Genomic DNA, 18,820 nt, shown 5'->3' on the forward strand with positions numbered 1-18,820 from the left:
GTTTGGGCATTGGGGAAGAGGGGAACATGCAATCGCAGATGAAGTCGTTGGTGCTGGCCTTGTGGCTTGTGGGCTGCGGATCCTCGACGAGCCCGTCGGGTCCGGAGCTGGATGCCGGCACGCAGGTGGATGCCGGCACGACGATGGATGCCGGCACGACGATGGATGCCGGCACGCAGGTGGATGCCGGCACGACGATGGATGCCGGTACGCACGAGGACGCCGGCGTCACGGACGACGCCGGGACGCCCGACAGTGGCGTGGCGGAAGTCCCGCCCTGTGAGAAGACCCATGGCGTCTGCGCCGGAGCCAAGCGGGCCATGGTGGACGGAGCCTATGAGCCCGTGTGCACCGCGCGCTCCTATGGCGCGGACTACGAGGCCACGGAGACGCTTTGCGATGGCCTGGACAACGACTGTGACGGGGTGACGGATCCAGCGACGTGGACGGACATCACTCCGACGAAGTTCGTTCCCGACGATGACTCAGTGGACAGCCTGCCCGTGGCCGGGGGCTTCCTGATGACCTACGTCGACAGCTCGGAGGGCATCAAAGTCCTCCAGTTGGACGAGTCCCTGACCCTGCGAAGCTCATCGCTCATCCCGTTGGATGCATCTTCATCGCCCTTCTCTCAGGCCCAGTTGCTGCGCACCTCGCGCGGCCTGGCGCTCTACTTCACGGCGCATCATTTCCAGTCGGGCGCCTTTGCTCAGGGACACCTCGTGCAACTGGATGAGCAGGGCGTTCCGCTCGGCCCTCCCGAAGGCATCGTTCTGTTCGAGCAGGCCCGGTATTGGGGGGGCTGGGGGGGCTCGGCGCGCGTGGCTGTATCCGTGGATGGGGCGCGGATTGCCGTGGTCTGGACCGTGGACATCCTCGATGACCGTGAGGTGCGGGGCATGATCGTCGACGCGAACGGAGCGGTCCTGGCCGAGCCCCGGGTGTTGTTCCAATCGGACGCCTTCCATTTCTCCTCACCCGCGGTGCTGGGCCTTGAGGATGGGGGCTTCCTGGTCACGATTCACGAGGATGGTGGGGAGCGCGAAAAGTCGTGGTTCCGGATGCGGCGTTGGGACCGCGAGCTGGGCCCCGTGGGAGAAGAGCGAATCTTCCCCGTGGCGTACATGGCCATTCCCGAGCTGCTGATGGCGCCAAGGGACGATGGCGGCGGATGGGAGCCGATGTTGCTCTACCGCGAAGCGGATGGACCCACGCCCCGGATCCATCAGCTGCGCTCACTCTTCGAACCGGAGATGTCGGAGACGCTGACGCCCACGACGTGGAGTCAGTCCTCCGCGCTTGGCGCCACGGTGACCTCCCGGGGGCTCCAACTGGCCTGGCTCTCCACGACCTTCACGGATATCCCCCCGGCGGCGCTCCTCAGTTCCTGGAAGGGACGGCTCTGGGGCTTGGGCCCGTCTGGCGTCATGACGGATTGGACTCCGGGCCCCACGCCCCTGTCCATCTCTCTTCAGGGCGCCGCAGTGCGGCTGCATGAGCTGCCGGGCCAATGGATGGGAGCGCTCCTGAGGACCGCCACGGACGACCCTCCGTCCTACACCTTCCACTCACTTCGTTACTGCGCCCCTTGATACCAAAGACCATGCAATCACCGATGAAGTCGTGGGGATGGTTGGCATTGGCTCTGGTGCTCGCGGGCTGTGATTCCTCTTCCATGCCGCCGACGCCCGTGCCGGACGCCGGCGCGCAGGGGGATGCCGGTGTCACGGACGATGCCGGTGTCACGGACGATGCCGGGACGCCCGACAGTGGCGTGGCGCAGGCCCTGCCCTGCGAGAAGACCCAGGGCGTCTGCGCGGGAGCCAGGCGGGCCATGGTGGACGGCGCCTATGAGCCTGTTTGTACGGCGCGTTCGTACGGCGCGGACTACGAGGCGGCGGAGACGCGCTGCGACGGCTTGGACAATGACTGCGATGGGGTGACGGATCCGGCGACGTGGGCCGACGTCGCTCCGATGCAGTGGGCTCCGTATTCGAGCATGGTGGACAGTGTCCCGGTGGACGGAGGCTTCCTGGTGGTCGTCTCCGACCGTCCCGGGCAGCTCCAGCTCCTTCGGTTGGACACGGCCTTGTCCCTTGTCGGAACGACGGTCGTACCGGTTGCGACAGGCATCGATCCCGCCACGGCGGCACAGTTGGTGCGCACTTCGCGTGGGCTCGCGCTCTTCTACTCGATACAGGGTTCGACCTATGACTCCACCCAGGGTCGGCTGCTTCCTCTGGATGAGCAGGGAGCCCCGCTCACCGAGCCGCCGGGAGTCTTGATCTTCGAGCAGCCCGCGAAATACGCACCGGCCCGCATGGCCTTCTCCCTGGATGGAGGTCATGGCCTGGTGACCTGGGTTTCCTCCGCGCCCGCCACCGGTGACGCCCGCGAACTCCTGGGCATGATGGTGGATGCGGACGGCCAGGTCCTCTCCGAACCCCGGGTCCTGTTCCAGGCGGAGCAGGCGCGCGCTTCGCTCTTCGGCCCGAAGGTCCTGAGCCTGGGGGACGGAAGCTTCGTCGTGCTGGCCGTGGAGGGCGCGGGCGTGGCCGACGAAGAGCGCATCCGGCTGAGACGCTATGACTCAAGTCTCTCACTGCTTGGAGAGGAGCGCACCCTCACTGCCGGGTATGCGTCCACTCCCATGCTGCTGCTGTCGCCCCCTACGCCGGAAAGCCCCGCGGGCGAGCCGATGCTGCTCCTTCGCGCTGTAGGAGGCGCGAACCCGCTGCTCCAGCAGGTGCGAGCCCTGTTCAGCAATGGTGGCCTGGAGACGTTGACTCCCACGACGCCGAGTCAGTCCGCATGGCTTGGTGCCACGGTGACATCGCGCGGACTCCAGGTGGCCTGGCTCTCCATGCGCTACGCACCGGTCCCGGGCCAGGACACGTTCTTCAATTACGAGGGACGGCTCTGGGGCAGGAGCCCGTCGGGCGTCGTGACGGATTGGACCCCCGGGGCTCTTCCCATGCCTCTGCATCGCCAGGGCGAGTGGGTGTTGATGCATGAGCTGCCGGGCTCCTGGATGGGGGCGCTCCTGATGAACGCCACCGACAATCCCCGGTCCTACACGCTGCGGTCGCTGCGCTACTGCGCGCCCTGAGCACGGCGGCTCTGGGACATGGACGCGCGCGGAGGACCGCTACTCGCGGCGGAGTCCGGAGTCGTCTTCGTCCTCGGACTGGGGCTCGGCGGGCTCCAGCCGGGCCTGACGCTCACTGGCCTCCCGGGCGGCGTCGGCGTCACCCGCGTGCACGCGGGCCGCGGCCTGGTCGTCCTGGTCTCCGGTCCACGTGGTGTGGCCTCCCGCGAAACCCTCCAGGGGACGGGCGCCGCGCTTCGACTCCACCTCCAGGTCCTGCTGCTCCAGCTTGCGCAGCCGCTCGCGCTCCTGCTCTCGCTCGTGCTCGTGCTGCTTCTCGAGAATCCTGTCCGCCATGTCCCATCACCTCCTGCCCTCAAGGTGGGGGCGGCCGTCCTGCGATGGCAGGGGGGAGCGGGCAGTCCCTGCATGGCCGCAAGGCAGGCGTGCGGTCGGCGGGAGGGGCGTCACCCGGAGTACGCTCCAGGAGCCCCTTCACGTCGGGCGCAACAACGAGGAGCGCGGCGCATGCACCCCGGTGTCTCCATCATCGCGGATGACACCCGGAGCTGGGGACTGGAGACCCCGGGCCCCGGGCTGCTGCTGCATGTGCCCGCGAGTGGCCGCTGGGCACAACGGCCCGCGCTGCACCTGGATGCCTTCGCGGACTACCGCATCCGCCTGCGCGGCGGGGGCCTGACGCTGCTGTGGACCCGCATCGACGCGTACTGGGACCGCGCCATCTTCCTCCGGGGCACGCGGCCCCCTCCCGAGGTCCTGCCCCGGCTGTCCGCGCCCGAGGTCCGGACCGTGGAGGCCGCCTCCGGCTCCGAGGCCTGGTGGGAGCAGTGGAACTGGCGGGTGGCGCGGGCGCTCGTGGAGGCTCCGCTGCCGGTGCTCCACGCCGGGCACTGGTGTCTGCGCCCCGTGCGCGCCATTGCCGCGGAGAAGGCGGAGCGGCACGCCGTCAGTCCCATGGAGTGGGGCTTCGGCCAGCCCCCCATGCCACCGCACTCGCTGGCCGCCGTGGTGCAGTACCTCTGCGTGTGGAAGGAGGACTGGTGGGAGAACGCACCCGGACAACGGCCGGGCGCCGTGCTCGGGCTGCGCGGGCCCTCATCCCCCGAGGCCGGGCGCGTGAAGAGCTGGCGCAAGCACGCGAGGGCCGGGACGTTGCCGCCCGTGCTGCTGATGTACGTGGACATCCTGGCGAAGTGGCTGGTGCTGGATGGGCACGACCGGCTTCACGCGGCGCTGGTCGAAGGCGTGGAGCCTCCACTGCTGGGCTTGTGGCCGTTCATCGACCCGCCGCGTCCCGCGAGTTCCGTCCGCGAGGAGGGCGCCCTGTTCAGCGCGGACTTCCAGTTGCGCGCCGGCGCGACGCCGGAGACCGTCGACCGCGTCAACCGCATGCTGGTGCTCAACTTCACTCCCGGTCCGAAGGGGACCGTGTCGCGCGCCTGGCCGATTCCAGGAGGCCGGGAGACGTGGCGCGAGGAGATCACCGCCCGGCGCCGGCGGGCCGGCGGGCTCCCCGGCCTGGACGACCTGGAGTGGGCCTGGCTCACGTAGACTGCGCGGCATGAAGCAGGACTTTGAACGCAACACCACTGAACGGCTGCTGCTGCGCGCCGTCCGTGAGGGTGACCTGGAGGCGGTCTTCGCCCTCCACTCGGATCCAACGACGAACCAGTTCAGCCGCCGCGGCTACATGGCGACGCGGGAGGACGCGCGGCGCATCCTGGATGTCTGGCTGGAGGACTGGGCGCGCGACGGCGTGGGCTACTGGCTGGTGGAGCGGCTGGACGCGCCCGGCGTCGTCGTGGGCCTGAGTGGCCTGCGCCACAAGGAGCTGGAGGGACAGCGCGTGCTGAACCTCGCCTACCGCTTCGCGCCCCAGACGTGGGGCTCCGGCTTCGCGACGGAGGCGTCCCGGGTTGCCCTGGGGCTCGCGGCCCGGCACCTGCCGCACGAGCCCCTGGTGGCCATCATCCACCCGAACAACGTCGCGTCCATCCGCGTGGCGGAGCGGCTGGGGATGCGGCTGGACCGCCACGTCACCGAGGACGGCATCCAGAACCGCGTGTACGTGCCGGGCTGAACGCGGCTCACCGCGGGTCGAATGAAGCACAGACGCGCACGCCGCTGCGCACGTCCCGCGCGGTCGCGTCACCGGGGGACAGGTCGGCGCTCGCCGCGACGAACGAGTCGTAATACCAGGAGCCTCCCCGCAGCACGACGCTGCCAAACTCCGGCGTCACGGAGCGCGTGAGCTCGTAGGCATTGCCCGCCATGTCGTGCAGGCCGAAGGGACTCACCGACGCGGGATGCGTCCCCACCGCGTCCGGACCGAACGCCAACGGCCGGCGGTCATACGTCGCGTCGATGTTGGCGTCGTCCGGCTGGAGTTGGTCGCCGTGGGGATAGCGCCGCCCGTCCGCGCCCCGTGCCGCGTACTCCCATTCATGCTGGCCGCACAGGCGCGCTCCCGGCAGCCGCTTCGTCCGGTGCAGCCAGTAGAAGTAGCCCTCCAGGTCCTGCGCGGACACGCCGGACAGCGGGAGCTGCTTCCAGTCCACGCTCGCGTGCCGGGTGCGCTCCGCGTAGAGCAGGGGTTCACCTTCCTTCGCGGTGCGGAACTCCTCGCGGGTGCGGTGGAAGGTGAAGATCCAGCCCGTGCCCCGCCGCCACCGCAGCGTGATGGTGCCTCCGTCGCCGAAGTGCGGCTGCTCCAGGAACCTCCGCGCGGGCGCGTCCGGGGGCAGGTCCTCCAGGTAGGTCAGCCAGTCGCCGAAGGTCACCTCGTCGCGGCCCACCAGGTAGCCGCCGGTGAGGCAGTAGCGATGCATCGGCGGGCTGAAGGTGAAACGGCGCACCACCTCCGGCTCGGCGCTGCCCAGGAGGAAGCACCCCGGCGGGATGTAGACGTAGCCTTCCGGCACCTGCGTGGGGAGCGTCAGGCGCAGCGCCTCCCGGGCGCCGTGCGTGAGGAACACCGGGACGTCCACGGGCACGCGCCCGGGCTGCGTGACGTGGACCAGATAGGAGCCTTCCGGCAGGACGAAGCGCGACGAGGTGCCGGTGTCCGGCAGGGCCTCGCGGCGGAACGGCCCATCGCTCCGGATGACGCGCGAGAGGGAGACGCGGGCTCCGGACGGCAGGCTCTCGAATGTCAGCTCCGCGGGTTCGTGGAACCGCCGCAGCCATGCCGAGCCCTCCCTGGAGGCGTCCACCTCCTGCTCCAGGCGTTGCAGCCAGGCGTCGCGCTCATGGCGCTGGTGGAAGACCTCCGCCAGCAGCACCCGCTCGGACAGGACCGCCGCGATGAGCCGGCGCGTGTCGGCGTGGTGGCGGTCCCGGTCCAGGCCGCGCTCCAGGCTCCGGCTGGCGCGGGTGAAGGCCGCTTCCGCCTGGTCGCGCAGCGCGAGCGTCTCCGTCCACCGCTTCTCCGCGGCGCTGCGAAGCCCCGTGGCGTCCGTCGCGGTCTCCGGGCCCAGCGAGGAGGGCGCCCGGCCGTCGAACATCGCCAGCGCCTCCTCTCGGCTCGCGAGCGCCCGGGCGGCGAAGGTGCGGCCCGAGGCCAGCGCCTCCTTCGCGGTGCCCAGCTCCGCGGCGATGAAGCGCGCGTCCTCCAGGTACGCCTGGAGCTTGAGGCCGCCGTAGGACGCGAGGACGGCGAGCGCCAGCACGAGTGCGGTGAGCCCCCGTCCCCAGCGCGCGCGCCGCACGGCCCGGTGGGACGCGCGCAGGAAGGCCTGCTCCCGGGAGCCCAGGGTGGCGGGCTCCAGGAGCCGCACTTCGTCCAGCTGGCGCTGACCCCAGAGGGCCTCGCTGGCGCGGCGCAGGCGGTCCCACTCCGCGCTGGCCGCCTCCACGCGCTTGCGCAGCACGCGGTGCCCGATGTCGTCGTCCAGCCAGTCGCGCAGCGTGCCCCAGCTGCGGATGAGCGACTCGTGGGCGATCTCCCAGCGCGGCAGGCCGTTCACCGTGCGCGTGTGCAGCAGCCGCCCTTCGACGAGCACGCGCAGCGCCGCGCGGAAGGTGTCATCCGAGGCGTCCGCGAGGTCCTCCGCGCCACGCTCGATGCGCGTGCCCTCCGCCGTCACCAACTGGAGCAGCAGCCGCCGCGCCGCCGCGTGCTCCGCCGGGCTCATGCGCGCGAGCACGCCGTCCGCGTGCCGGGACAGCGCTCCGGCCACGCCGCCCATCGCCTCCAGCGCCGCGCGCGTGATGCGGCCCCCGGCGGAGTCGCGGCGCTCCCACAGCTCCGCGAGCGCGAACTGGAGGAGCGGCAGGCTGCCCACGCCATGTGCCGTGGACGCGACGAGCGTCTGCACCAGCTCCGGCGACTCGAAGGCCACGCCCCGCGCGCGGGCCGGGCCGATGATGGCCTCGCGCACGCCGTCGGGGGACAGGGGCCGGAGGATGTAGAGCGCCCGCTCCGCCTCGTCCCCCAGGCCTGGGAGCGCGCACAGGCGCGTGAGGAAGTCGCCGCGCACCGCCAACAGGACGTGCACGCCCGGGGAGGGCAGGGCCAGCTCGCCCAGGAGCCAGGCGAAGTGCGCGGCCTGTCCCGGGTCGGAGAGGGTGAGCAGCTCCTCCAGTTGATCAATGAAGAGCAGCAGTCCCCGCCCGCGCGCATGCGCCTCGCGCAGTGCCTGCCCCAGCCAGGCCGGCGTGTCCGTGAGGGCGGTGACGAGCTCCGCTTCCCTTCGTCCCAGCACCGGCGCGAGCGCGGCCGCCAGCGCTTCGAGCGGGCGGTGGCCGGGCCACAGCGTGAGGACGTTCGGCTCCCGTCCGTCTCCCAGGTCTCCGGCCGCCACCCGGGGCAGCACCCCCGCGCGGCACAGCGAGGACTTGCCCGTTCCGGAGTCGCCCGCGACGAGGACCAGCGGGCGCGTGCGCAGGCGCTCCAGCACGGCGCGGATGTCGCCCTCGCGCCCGAAGAAGAGCGACCGGTGCTCGGCCGCGAACGGCGCCAGTCCACGATAGGGATTGCCGGCGCCGAGCGGCGCGGGCGCGATGGAGCGCTCCAGCTGCTCCAGCGCTTCGCTCAGCGCCTCCGCCGAGGCGAAGCGCTCGTGCGGATCCACCGCGAGGCAGCGCAGGATGATGGCGGCGAAGTCCGGGTCCACCTCCGGGCCCAGCGCGGCGCGGGGCGGCGTGTCCTCCGGACGGCGCGAGGCGCGGCGGGGCACCTGGCCCGTGCACAGCTCGTGGAGGATGAGGCCCAGCGCATACAGGTCGCTGCGGGCGCTCGCGGGACCTCCGGCAATCACCTCCGGCGCCATGTACGGCAGCGTGCCCACGAGCAGCGGCGAGCCGGACGCCAGCTCCGCGCCCACCTCGAAGCGCTCCGCGAGGCCGAAGTCGAGCAGCTTCACCTCGCCGTCGCGCGTGACGAGCGCGTTGGAGGGCTTGAGGTCGCGGTGGAGGACGCCCTGGCGGTGCGCCGCCGCGAGCCCCCGCGCCAGGCCCACGCCCAGCGACAGCACCCGCCGCCACGGCACCGGCAGGGGCAGCTCCGCGAGCGTCTCCCCGACGACGTACTCGGAGACGATGTACGGATGGCCGTCCACCGCGCCCACGCTGAACACGCTGACGATGTTCGCGTGCTGCAGCCGCGCGAGCGCCCGGGCCTCCGTGGTGAACAGGTCGCGGAAGCGCTCATCCGGCCGCGCCGCCGCCATGAACTTCACCGCCACGCGCCGGTCCAGCGAGGTGTCGTGCGCGAGGTAGACGATGCCCATGCCCCCCCGGCCCAGCGGGCGCTCCAGGCGGAACGCATCGAACGCGGGCGGCGGCGTCCAGGGCACCGGCTCCGGCGGCAGGCTGTCCGTCTCCCGCTCGCGAGGGTCGTCCACCTCCGAGCGCTGGATGCCGGGCGTGAGCGTGGCCAGCATTCCCCGGCACTCGGCGCACCCGGCGGCGTGGCGGTGCACCTGCGCCAGCGCCTCGTCCGTCAGCTGGTCCTCGAGGAGCTGGACCAGGACCTCGTCGGTCAGGCAGCTGGAAGGGGTCGCGATCACGGGGGCCGGGCCTTCACGCTAGCCACGGGGCGCGCGGCGTTCAATGACACCCGCGGACACGGCCTCCCGCGGCGTGCGTGGGGGGCGGGCCGGGGGCGTGTCATGGTATGGCCCTGCGCATGTCCCAGGTGCCCGCACTGGCCGCGACCTTCCTCTCGCACACGAAGACGCGTTTCGTGCCCCCCTCGCCGGAGGACCTCGCGGCGCTCGACGCCCTGTTGTCGCGCGCCTGGGAGGACGCGCAGGCCCGCTGGCCCGGGATCGCGCTGCCCGCCGCCAGCTTCGTGACCCACGTCGCGGAGCGGCTCCCCCCGGCGAGCCCCACCGCCCCCATCGCGCCGCTCGTCTCCGGCCTGGCCCTGGCGGAGCTGTACCTCGCGTGCGCGTGCCTCCAGGGCCACTCCGCCGCGCACGAGGCCCTGGAGCGCCACTACCTGGCCCGGCTGCCGGAGCGGCTGCGCGGCCTGCGCCAGCCCGACGCGATGATCGACGAGGTCCGCCAGCGGGTGGGCGTGAAGCTGCTGGTGGCCAACGCCGGACACGCGCCCGCCATCGCGGACTACACCGGGCGGGGCGGCCTCTTGAGCTGGGTGGTCGTCATCGCCGGGCGCATCGCGAACAAGCTGCGCGGCCAGGAGAAGCCCTCGACGGAGGACGACGCGGAGGAGCTGTTCAAGGCGCTGCCCGCGCAGGGCCTGGATCCGGAGCTGGACGTGATGAAGCGCCGCCACCACGCGGCCTTCCGCCAGGCCGTGCGCGAGGCCGCCTCCACGCTGTCGGCCGAGGATCGCCATCTGCTCCGCCTCCACTTCGCCGACCGGCTCTCCACGTATGAGATGGCGCCGCTCTTCCGCGTCAACCAGTCCACCATCTCCCGCTGGCTCAAGCGGGTGCAGCAGCAGGTCTACGCGGAGACCCGGCGCCGCCTCCAGGAACAGCTGGGCCTCTCCACGGAGGACTTCCAGAGCTTCATCGCCTTCGTGGACAGCCAGCTGGACCTGACCCTGAGCCAGCTCCTGGACGAGAAGCGCGAGCCGCCGTCCGAGGGCTGACCTACCGCTCCCGCGCGGGGTCCGCCTTCGCAGGCCCGTAGGACAGGTTGCGCAGGAGCGCGGCCCCGGGCTGCACGTCGCCGCGGCGCACCGTGCAGTGCTCGCTCGCCTCGCCCGCGTTGCCCGTGTCCGGCTGGAACCGGCCGGGGCACTCCTGGAGGATGAGGTCCAGCGCGCGGCCATCCCGCGTGCGGGAGAGGCAGGTGGCGCCGTCGGGGGCCCAGGCCGCCTCGAAGGACCCCTTCGCCGGGTCCCACTCCCGCGTCACCTCGGTCGCGCGCTCCAGCACGCCCATCCGGTCATAGATGTCGATGGTGGTGTCCTGGCGCGTGTGGCTGCGGCCGTTGCCGCAGTAGTCCGCGCGGGCCAGCCGGGTGCACGCCTGGTGCAGCCCGGCCAGCGACTGCCCGTCGCGTGAGGCCCAGGGCGCGTAGCCCCAGAGGATGCACTTGGAGATGGCGCCGTTCTCACACGCGAAGGTGACGCGGTCCGGAGCGTCGGCGTGGGCCCCGCTCGCGTCCCACACGCCGCCCACCGCGAGCGCCCGGGGCGCGGGGGAGCGGTCCAGCGCGACACAGGGGTTCTCCCACTCGCGCGCCACCGTGTTCCAGGCCTCGATGCGGTAGAAGACCCGGCCCGGATCATCCGCCGCGGGCTCCGCGCCGCAGATGGCCACCTCCACGGGCTTGCCGTCGCTGGCGGTGCCCTGGAGCACGGTGCCCACCACGTCGCTGGCCGTCGCCCCGGTCTCCGGTGCGGGGACCGCCCACAGTCGGCCACCCTCGAAGCGCAGGGCCTTCACCCCGGCCTCCGCCTGCCGGGGGGAGTCCAGCGCCACGGACACGAGCACGCTGGTGCGCTCGTCCGACGGCTTCTCCGCGTCCCAGCTGCGCTTGGTGCCCCACAGCATCGTCCCCTGGGGCCGGGCGATGCGCTGGGCCGTCTGGGACTGGCAGCGGCGCGCGTAGCGCTCGGCGTCGGACGGGCCGCTCACGGACCGCGCGGGCCCGGGCTTCGGCGCGACGGGCGGTGCGGCCTGGACACGCGCGGTCAGGAGCAGGAACAGGCACACCGGCAGGGCTTTGAAGGACGCGTTCACGTCTCCCAGGAGCCCCCGGGGAGCGAAACGATGCACGGAATCCGTCCGTGCCCCGGAGGCCCCACGGTGGGGGCGGTCCGGGGCCTCAATCCCACCCACGCAGCTGGACGCGCACGCGCCCCAGCAGCAGCTCCCACTCCCGCCGCTTGAGGGTCGCCATCACGCGCCCGGTGACGATGCTCAGGCCCGCCAGGGTCATCACCAGGAAGCCGATGCGGTGGTCCCGGAGCCCCGCGTCGAGCAGGTTGGCCACCACGTCCAGCAGGAGGAACAGCGTCCCCAGGGCCAGGTAGGCGCGGATCCTCAAGGCCATGCCCACCGCCACCCCCAGAAGACAGACGGCGCCAAAGACAACCGCGTACGTCCCATCCGCTGAATCGCCCATCCGGGCCGCCAGCTTCGCCGCCGCGGGCACGTACAGCAGCAGCCCGCCCAGGATGCGCACCGCGTTGCGCGCCGCGTGCGGGAGGCTGGACGTGAAGAGCTGTCCCATCATCAGGAGCAGCAGCCCCAGCGGCGCCAGGTACACCTCCAGCCCCTCCAGGCCGAACGCGAGCGCGGCGAGCAGCAGCGCCAGGTTGCAGGCGGCCGCCGCGAACGCGCCGAACATCCGGCTGCGCTCCACCGCGCCCAGCGCCGCGTACAGCAGGCCGGAGCCTCCCGCGAACAGGGCGGCCTCGCCCGTCGCGTCGCCGGGGAGGACCAGCGCCACCGCGATGGGCAGCAGCGCCGCGAACCGCCGGGTCGCCTGCTCCACGGGGCGCACGCCCGCCCTGCGCGCCAGCACCGTCACGCCCACGAGGACGAAGCCCAGCGACAGCGCGAAGAGGGCGTCATGTTCGGGGCGCAGGCCCTGCGCGTACAGCCCGCGCACCAGCGCGTAGACGCCCACCACCGCGACCTGCACGAAGTACACGTGGCGGCCCGTGTGCTCGCGCCACGCGGCATGCAGGGCCACGCCCACCGCCACCCCGATGGCCGCGAGCGCCACGGGCAGGACGTCCTCCGACGCCCGGCCACCCAGGGCCACGGCCGCGAGCAGCGCCGCGCTCGCCACCAGCCACAGGTCGCGGCCCCAGCCCATGCCCCCCGCGACATCGCTCCGGCGGCGCGACGTCGCGCGGCGGGCGACGTGAAGGGACAACGCGCTCCCCGCCGCGGCCAGCGCCAGCATGGCCCCGGATACGGTGAAGAGGGACCGGTACGCGGGCGCCATGGCTTGCGACAGGAGCACCATCCCCGTGGCGACGACGGCGCCTCCGGCCACCATCGTCCCGAGCCCCGCGATGACCCCGGCGAGCGCCCCGCGCCACTGGAACGCCGCCACGAGGAGTGCAGCCGCGAGGAGCCCGAGCGTCAGGGGGAGCGCGGCGGAGAGCATCCACGTCCCGCCCAGGCCCTCGAACATCCGCCACACGAGGACGGGAACGGCCACCGTCGAGGACGTGTCCCCCGTCACGGCCAGCGCATACAGCAGCGCCGCCGCGAAGCAGGGCAGCACGGCCAGGTGCGCGCGAAGCCGCGTCCGGCCCTCGTCATGGCCCCGCCGCTTCGCGAGCCACGGCGCGACGACCACCACCGCGAGCCCCAGCAGCGCGAGCGTGGGCCCCGGCCAGGTCTCGATGCTCGGCGCCAGGTGGGCCTGGGCATGGACGAGCAGCAGCAGGCCCACGCCCACGACGCCGCGCCCGGGCCCGCGCGCACCGCCCACGAACAGCACGGCACCGGTGGCGAGGAGGAGCTCCGCCGCGGTCAGGCCGGGCTGGAAGAAGGCCGCCGCCACCACGAGCGCCACGGCCGTGAGGGTCTCCCGGCGCAGGGCCTGGAGGAAGGGACCTGGCCCCTCATCCGGCCGCAGGGACAGGAGCCGCCGGAAGAACGCGCGTCCCGCGTCCACCCGGGCCACCGCGACCGCGAACCCGGCGTAGACGAGCCCGGCGGCGGCGACACCCGCGAACGCGTGCTGCCACAGGAGGAATTCGGTGGTGCCGGGGGGCATCCATGCGTCCGGGTGCAGCCAGCTCAGCGATGGGCTGATCCGCTGCGCCGCCGTGGCGCGGATCCACTGCCCGTTCGGAGGCAGCAGGGCCACCAGCGGGCTTCCGAGCAGCGACTGCTGCGCGGCCCAGAGCGCGGCGCCGGGAAGCCCCAGCAGAAGGCCCAGGTGCGCCAGGAAGCGCGAGCGGAACGAGGCCGCGAGCAGGACCGCCAGCAGCGCCGGGCCCAGCACCAGGAGCGGCGGCACGAGGCCCAGCGCGCGGGAGGGACCCGGCAACCCCACGATGAAGGCGGAGCGCAGGAGCAGCGCGGCCAGCACCGCCACGCCCAGGTGCGGCACCGCGTGGTACAGCGGCCCGTGCCGTGGCTTCTCCAGGCGCTGGCCCACCCACGGCCCCACGCGCCGCAGCACCAACGCCAGCGCCCACAGCGCGATGCCGATGAGCGGCAGGCGCCAGGCGCTCACGTCCGGCGGAAGCGGCCGGCCCGCGCGATTGACGACCCCGGTGAGCGCGATGAACGCGCCGCCCGCGGCGAGCGTCCCCACCGAACCTCGCAGGGCGAACGCCACGAAGCCGCGCGACACGAACGCCAGGAGCGCGCCGGCCGTGAGCAGGGCTCCAGCGAGCAGGGCCTCGGGCCGCTCGGCGCTGGTGGGCAGGAGGGACCAGTTGAGAAGCGTGACGACCGTGAAGAGGGCCTGCACGAGCGCCGCGCCCGCGAAGCCGTCCGTGAAGAGCGGACGTCCCCGCGCGCCGAACGGCAGGGGGAGGACGTCCAGCATCCGCCGGCCCTTCGCCCGTTCCACGTCGCGGCCGCGGAGCAGGGCGAGGAGCGCGAACCCGAAGCCCAGGCCCGACGACACGAGGGCGGCCCGCGCCGAGCCGAAGTCGGAGACCGTGCCCAGGGCCTGGGACACCGTGAGCGCGAGCCCCGTGGCCGCGAGGAAGCTCACGAGCCGGCTGCCCTCGCGCCGGACGCGGAGCAACAGCACGCCGGTCGCCACCGCCGTGGGGGCGCAGGCGAGCAGCGCCGCATGGAACCCCGTGAGTTGGGCGAGCGCATCCGGCAGCACGGGCGCGACACCCAGGGCCCGCACCACCCCGAGCGCGGCGATGCCCAGCGACAGGTCCTCCAGGGGACGGAGCGCGTCACGCAGGCCCTGGCGCTCCGCCCACGCGGACTGCGCCCACCCACCCAGGCCGTACAGCACCGCCGCGAGCGCGAAGACGCAGAGGCTCGCCGCGCTGGAATCAAGCCACCGGGGCGCGCCCACGGCCGCGAGCCCTCCAAAGAGCAGCGCGACCCCGCCCAGGTAGTGGAGCCCCCGCCACCTCCACCGCCCCGCGAGGTGGGCCGCGACCGCGATGACCGCACCCGTGAGGGCCCGGGGCCAGGGCAGGTCCGTGCCCTGCGTCCAGGCCACCACCGAGAAGGCGGGCATCGTCGCCAGGGAGGCGACGACGCCCCACGCGAGCAGTCGGTTGCGCAGGACGCCGGAGTCCGTCATGCGCGCCAGGAGCAGCAGCCCGGACGCCACCACCGCGACGCCGAAGCACCACCACGCCGGCGTGCCAGGCGCCTGGTTGTGCGCGACCAGCGCCCCCGCGAGCAGCGCGGCCATGACGGCCGGATGCACCAACGCCCTGCGCCGGAACTCCAGCAGGAAGAAGACGAGCGAAGCCAGCAAGGGCGCGCAGACGGATGCCACGTCCACCCAGGGCTGCTCGCCCGGGAAGGTCGAGAAGGCTCCGAGGGCCCCCGCGAGCGCACCGCTGGCGACCACCGCGTGCGCCAGCGTCTCGAACACCGGGGCCGCGCGGGGATACGCCGCCCGGACGGCCTCCGAGGACGACGCCACCGCCACCACCGCGCCCAGCGCCACCGCCCAGAGCACGAGGCCCGCGAACAGGGCGCTCCCCGGCTCCAGCGCCTGGAACCCGGAGGGGCCGCTCGCCACGCAGAAGACCGCCAGCCACAGCGCGCCATAGAAGGCGGCGCCGACGCCGACGAACGAAGCCCTGCCCGCGTCCGCCGCCCGCGCCCGCCACACCGAAGCCCCGAGCGCCACCACGCCCGCGAACGCGCACAGCACCCTCGGCCACGGCGCGTCGTCCCAGCCCATCAACGGGAGCCCCGCCAGGAGCGAGGGGAACAGCGCCACCGCGAGGGACGTCGCGGACGTCCCATGCCACAGCCGCCCGGCGGCCCTCAGCGGAACGAGCGCGACAGCGGCGACGCCAATCGCGGTGGGGACGCCCAGCCCGGGCTCCAGCGCCACCAGCGCCGACAGCGCGATGAACACCACCGGCAGCAGGGCAAGGCCAATGGCCGCGAGGACCCGCCCCGCCGACCGCGAGCGCCGCGCCAGGAACGTGCCCAGCCCGATGAAGGCCGCGTGGTAGCCCAGGAGCGCGCCCGTGACGATCAACTGCCGGGGCACCCCGCCGAGCGCCCGCCACGCCTCGCGCACGCCCATGAGCGAGCCGCCCAGCACGAGCACCGCGCCCAGGAACCACCAGATGTACTCATGAAGACGGGGAGGGTTGTCACCCTCGTCGAGCGCGAGCACCGCCTCCAGTCCGCCGCCCCCCATCGAGTCCAGGTGCCCCCGGGCGAACAGCGCCTGTCCGGAGCCCAGCGCCGAGCCCAGGTCCTCCTCGCTGGAGGACTCGCCCGCGTCCAGGGCCGCCGCGCGCCGCCGTGCCGCCTGTTCCCGCTCCGCCCGGGCCGTCTCGTCCAGGGAGTGCGCGAGCGACGCCAGCCACCCCGGACGCCACCCGCCCGCGCGGCGAAGCGAGTGCGCGACGCCATCCGCCCAGGCCTCCACGCGAGCCGCGGAGTCCGCCGAAGGTGTCTCCGGGACCGCGACCGGCGGAGGCTCGGGCACCTCCGGAACCATGACGACGGCCTCGGCTGGAGCCAGCAGCGAGGCCTCCAGCCGGTCCGCCGTGGCCGGGTCCAACAACCCATCGAAGCGCCAGCGCTCCAGCCGCCGCTGCATCCGCGCCAGCACGAAGTCATCCAGGTGCCGTCCGGTGGCGGGCACGAGGGCGGCGCCGCACTCCGGGCACAGGGGCCCGGAGTCGGTCGCGCGCGGTTCCGCACAGGCAGGGCAGAGCATGGACACCAGCATACAGGTCCCCCCACCCCTGGAACGCCGGCCCTGGAGACACAGTCACCTCGCGGCTGTCTGGAGCCCTCCCACCACGTCCGTCCTACAGGCCGTCGTGGTAGCAGAAGCCGCTGCCGCGGTCGTAACCGCCACCGGAGAGCGGGTAGTTGACGAAGCCCAGCTCCTCGCCCGCGCCGCAGTCCGACCGGGCGCGCGCGTAGCGCAGGCAGGTGGCCTGGCCCGAACCCGTCACGTCCGCGCAGACGCCGCGGGCGCCCTCGACGCCGCAGAACTCCGTGAAGCCCCCGCTGCACGTCTCACCAATCAGCGCGGGGTCGAAGGCGAAGCCGATGGGCTCCAGGACGGACTGCTCGATGCACAGGCCGTAGACGCCGCAGAGGGTGCCGCTGGGGCAGCCGGGGACCGCGGCCATCGGGTCGCACGTCTTCAGGCACTGCGGTTCGTCCGAGAGCAGGTCCGTGCACGCGAAGCCCTGCGCGCAGTCCGTCGTCGCCGGGTGGTGGGTCTCCACGGCGGGCGTGGACGTGCACGCCGCGCCCTGCGTCTTCGTCCCTTCCGACTTCTCCAGCGTGCCGTCATCCGCGAAGTAGTCGTCCGCCACGCAGGTGTGACCCGGCAGGTTCGCCGTCAGCGAGCCCTGGCGCGGATCACAACCCAGCGAGCGCACGGTGTTCCAGGTCGCGTAGCGGATCCACTTGCACGCCCCGCCCGGGACCACCGCGCTGCCCTTGTAGGGGGCGCTGAGCGGCGGCGCGTTCACCGACTCGCGCAGCGTCACGTTGTAGAGCGCGCCCACCGTCTGCTGCGGCGACACCTTGAGCGCCAGCAGCAGCGAACCGGAGTCCGCCACGAACAGCTTCTGGCCGGTCGTCCCCGCGTCCTGGTAGCCGTAGACGCACTGCTCGCAGGTGAAGAGGTTGCCGCCACCCGCCGCCAGGTCATGCAGGCCCGGCGCCGTGTTCACGTCCAGCCGGATGAGCGCGCTGTCCGCCACCGCCGGGTCCCCGAAGGACCCGAACGTGCCCTGGTAGGTCGGCTGACTGCCATACTTCACCGGCGTCAGCTGGATGCCGTTCGCCAGGTCATTCATCGTGATCTCCGTACACCCCGCGGGCGGGGTGAGCGCCTGCGTCCGCTGCTGGACCGCCTCCAGCTGCTCCTGCGCGGGGGACTCCTCCCGCGGCTGCGGCTCCACGGCACAGCCCGTCAGCGCCATGCTCAGCACGGCGCTCCAACGCCACGCACGAAACCCGAGGCTTCGAGTCGTCATTGTCATTCTCTCAATGTATGGGTTTGAGGCTGCCCGGGGGGAACAGCCAATCCGGGAGCTCTGGATGAAGTGCTGGTGGGTGATTTCGTCTGTGATTGGCAATCCGATTCGACATTGCGGCGGGACTGCTGTTGCCGCCGCATTCCTTGCGTTCAGGATGGATTCAGAACGGGGAGCCGCGCGTCGTGACGCGCACCTGCTGGGTGTTGATGGCCACCGCGAGCTTCTGGAACAGCTCATGGAACTGGGGCTGGGTCAGCTTGTCGCGCAGGGCGACGAACTCACCGCGCTCCCGGTCGCCCCAGGTGCGGGACTTGATGCTGTCCTCCAGGACGCGGCGGGCCTTCGCGAAGGCCTCCAGGTTGTCCGCTGGAATGGACACGGATTGCCGTGGCCGCTCCGAGGTGGCCTCCGCCCTGGCGTCGTCCCTCGCGGTCTGGAGCTCCTCCCGCACCACCCGGCGCACGTCCTCCTGGAGTGCCCTTGCGTCCAGCCCCGCCACGGCCACTGGCGCCGGGCGGGAAGGGCCCTCCAGGCCTTGTCTCAAGAAACGCAGCTCCCGCTCCACTCCCTCCAGCCGGCGAGAGAGCTCCGCGTCCGTGGTGGCCACCGCGGGCGGCTCGGTCCAGCGGGCCATGCCGAAGCCGGCGCCCGCGGACGCCACGAGCGCCGCCAGGTACAAACCCCTGGATGCCATCGTCATGGTCCGTTCTCCCAGGGGCCTACTTGGGTTCCAGGAAGGAGGCGTTCCGCACCTCGACGTGGGTACAGGTACCCAAGCCATCGTGGGTCACATCGATGAAGGCGTCCGACGTAGCGGCCTTGAGGACCTCGATCATGTCCTTGTTGGAGGTGTTGCAGATCGCCACCGCCGCGGTGGAGTCCTGCGCGAAGATGACGGCGACGGTGAAGCCGTTTCCGGCCTGGATGACGATGTCGAGGGATTCGAGGCTGTTCGCGCTGTTGCGGACGCTCCCGAGGCTTCCCATGATCCTGTTGGTCGCCGAGTCAATGACGAGGGGGTACGCGCTCTGACCCCCGGCCCAGGCGGTGCTGCTTCCCGCGAGCATGGCCAGACCCAGCGCAAGGGCAATCTTCTTCTTGAACATGATGTGTCTCCAGGGTTGTTGTTGCTAAGAATTCTCATA

Annotated in this window: 12 protein-coding genes; 5 read left to right on the forward strand and 7 right to left on the reverse strand. The window is 72.5% G+C overall.

What is annotated here, in order from left to right:
- Positions 1-26: 26 nt before the first annotated feature.
- Both AABA78_RS19050 and AABA78_RS19055 read left to right on the forward strand, forming a co-directional pair.
- Positions 27-1,592 carry a putative metal-binding motif-containing protein gene (locus AABA78_RS19050; protein ID WP_338264445.1) on the forward strand — a complete coding sequence of 522 codons (1,566 nt, stop codon included), beginning with the start codon at positions 27-29 and terminating at the stop codon, positions 1,590-1,592.
- Between the two features lie 41 nt (positions 1,593-1,633).
- Entirely contained in the window at positions 1,634-3,109 is a 1,476-nt protein-coding gene (locus tag AABA78_RS19055; RefSeq protein ID WP_338264447.1) for a putative metal-binding motif-containing protein, read from the forward strand.
- A 39-nt stretch (positions 3,110-3,148) separates the two neighbouring features.
- On the opposite strand, the gene AABA78_RS19060 is transcribed toward AABA78_RS19055, so the two are convergent.
- Positions 3,149-3,445, reverse strand: coding sequence for a hypothetical protein (locus AABA78_RS19060; RefSeq protein ID WP_338264449.1), 297 nt, complete (start codon positions 3,443-3,445; stop codon positions 3,149-3,151).
- Between the two features lie 171 nt (positions 3,446-3,616).
- On the opposite strand from AABA78_RS19060, the gene AABA78_RS19065 reads away from it, so the two are divergent.
- Entirely contained in the window at positions 3,617-4,660 is a 1,044-nt protein-coding gene (locus tag AABA78_RS19065; protein ID WP_338264452.1) for a hypothetical protein, read from the forward strand.
- Between the two features lie 10 nt (positions 4,661-4,670).
- Positions 4,671-5,189, forward strand: a complete 519-nt coding sequence (locus AABA78_RS19070; protein ID WP_338264454.1) for a GNAT family N-acetyltransferase — start codon at positions 4,671-4,673, stop codon at positions 5,187-5,189.
- A 7-nt stretch (positions 5,190-5,196) separates the two neighbouring features.
- Here the strand turns inward: AABA78_RS19070 and AABA78_RS19075 are convergent, their stop codons facing one another.
- Complete coding sequence (locus AABA78_RS19075; protein WP_338264455.1) at positions 5,197-9,117, reverse strand: bifunctional serine/threonine-protein kinase/formylglycine-generating enzyme family protein; 3,921 nt, start codon at positions 9,115-9,117, stop codon at positions 5,197-5,199.
- Between the two features lie 107 nt (positions 9,118-9,224).
- Here AABA78_RS19075 and AABA78_RS19080 point away from each other — a divergent pair, with 107 nt between their 5' ends.
- A complete protein-coding gene (locus tag AABA78_RS19080) occupies positions 9,225-10,169 on the forward strand; it encodes a sigma-70 family RNA polymerase sigma factor (protein ID WP_338264456.1) in 945 nt (314 codons plus the stop codon).
- Between the two features lies 1 nt (position 10,170).
- Here the strand turns inward: AABA78_RS19080 and AABA78_RS19085 are convergent, their stop codons facing one another.
- The 5 genes from AABA78_RS19085 to AABA78_RS19105 all read right to left on the reverse strand — a co-directional run bounded on the left by AABA78_RS19085 (position 10,171) and on the right by AABA78_RS19105 (position 18,781).
- Positions 10,171-11,304 (reverse strand): ADYC domain-containing protein, encoded by a 1,134-nt coding sequence (locus tag AABA78_RS19085; RefSeq protein WP_338264457.1) that lies wholly within the window; start codon positions 11,302-11,304, stop codon positions 10,171-10,173.
- A 49-nt stretch (positions 11,305-11,353) separates the two neighbouring features.
- On the reverse strand, positions 11,354-16,315 hold the full coding sequence (locus AABA78_RS19090; RefSeq protein WP_338264459.1) for a hypothetical protein: 4,962 nt from the start codon (positions 16,313-16,315) through the stop codon (positions 11,354-11,356).
- 169 nt (positions 16,316-16,484) lie between these two features.
- Positions 16,485-17,672 (reverse strand): hypothetical protein, encoded by a 1,188-nt coding sequence (locus AABA78_RS19095; protein ID WP_338264461.1) that lies wholly within the window; start codon positions 17,670-17,672, stop codon positions 16,485-16,487.
- A gap of 163 nt (positions 17,673-17,835) precedes the next feature.
- Positions 17,836-18,375, reverse strand: coding sequence for a hypothetical protein (locus AABA78_RS19100; RefSeq protein ID WP_338264462.1), 540 nt, complete (start codon positions 18,373-18,375; stop codon positions 17,836-17,838).
- A gap of 19 nt (positions 18,376-18,394) precedes the next feature.
- A complete protein-coding gene (locus tag AABA78_RS19105) occupies positions 18,395-18,781 on the reverse strand; it encodes a hypothetical protein (protein WP_338264464.1) in 387 nt (128 codons plus the stop codon).
- Positions 18,782-18,820: the final 39 nt, after the last annotated feature.

The sequence above is a fragment of the Corallococcus caeni genome, assembly GCF_036245865.1.
Taxonomy (GTDB): domain Bacteria; phylum Myxococcota; class Myxococcia; order Myxococcales; family Myxococcaceae; genus Corallococcus; species Corallococcus caeni.

Bases quoted from the DNA above. Each gene is read 5' to 3' on its own strand.
- AABA78_RS19095 (WP_338264461.1), bottom strand. From the start codon at position 17,672: ATGACGACTCGAAGCCTCGGGTTTCGTGCGTGGCGTTGGAGCGCCGTG.
- AABA78_RS19105 (WP_338264464.1), bottom strand. From the start codon at position 18,781: ATGTTCAAGAAGAAGATTGCCCTTGCGCTGGGTCTGGCCATGCTCGCG.
- AABA78_RS19070 (WP_338264454.1), top strand. From the start codon at position 4,671: ATGAAGCAGGACTTTGAACGCAACACCACTGAACGGCTGCTGCTGCGC.
- AABA78_RS19100 (WP_338264462.1), bottom strand. From the start codon at position 18,375: ATGACGATGGCATCCAGGGGTTTGTACCTGGCGGCGCTCGTGGCGTCC.
- AABA78_RS19080 (WP_338264456.1), top strand. From the start codon at position 9,225: ATGGCCCTGCGCATGTCCCAGGTGCCCGCACTGGCCGCGACCTTCCTC.
- AABA78_RS19050 (WP_338264445.1), top strand. From the start codon at position 27: ATGCAATCGCAGATGAAGTCGTTGGTGCTGGCCTTGTGGCTTGTGGGC.
- AABA78_RS19065 (WP_338264452.1), top strand. From the start codon at position 3,617: ATGCACCCCGGTGTCTCCATCATCGCGGATGACACCCGGAGCTGGGGA.
- AABA78_RS19060 (WP_338264449.1), bottom strand. From the start codon at position 3,445: ATGGCGGACAGGATTCTCGAGAAGCAGCACGAGCACGAGCGAGAGCAG.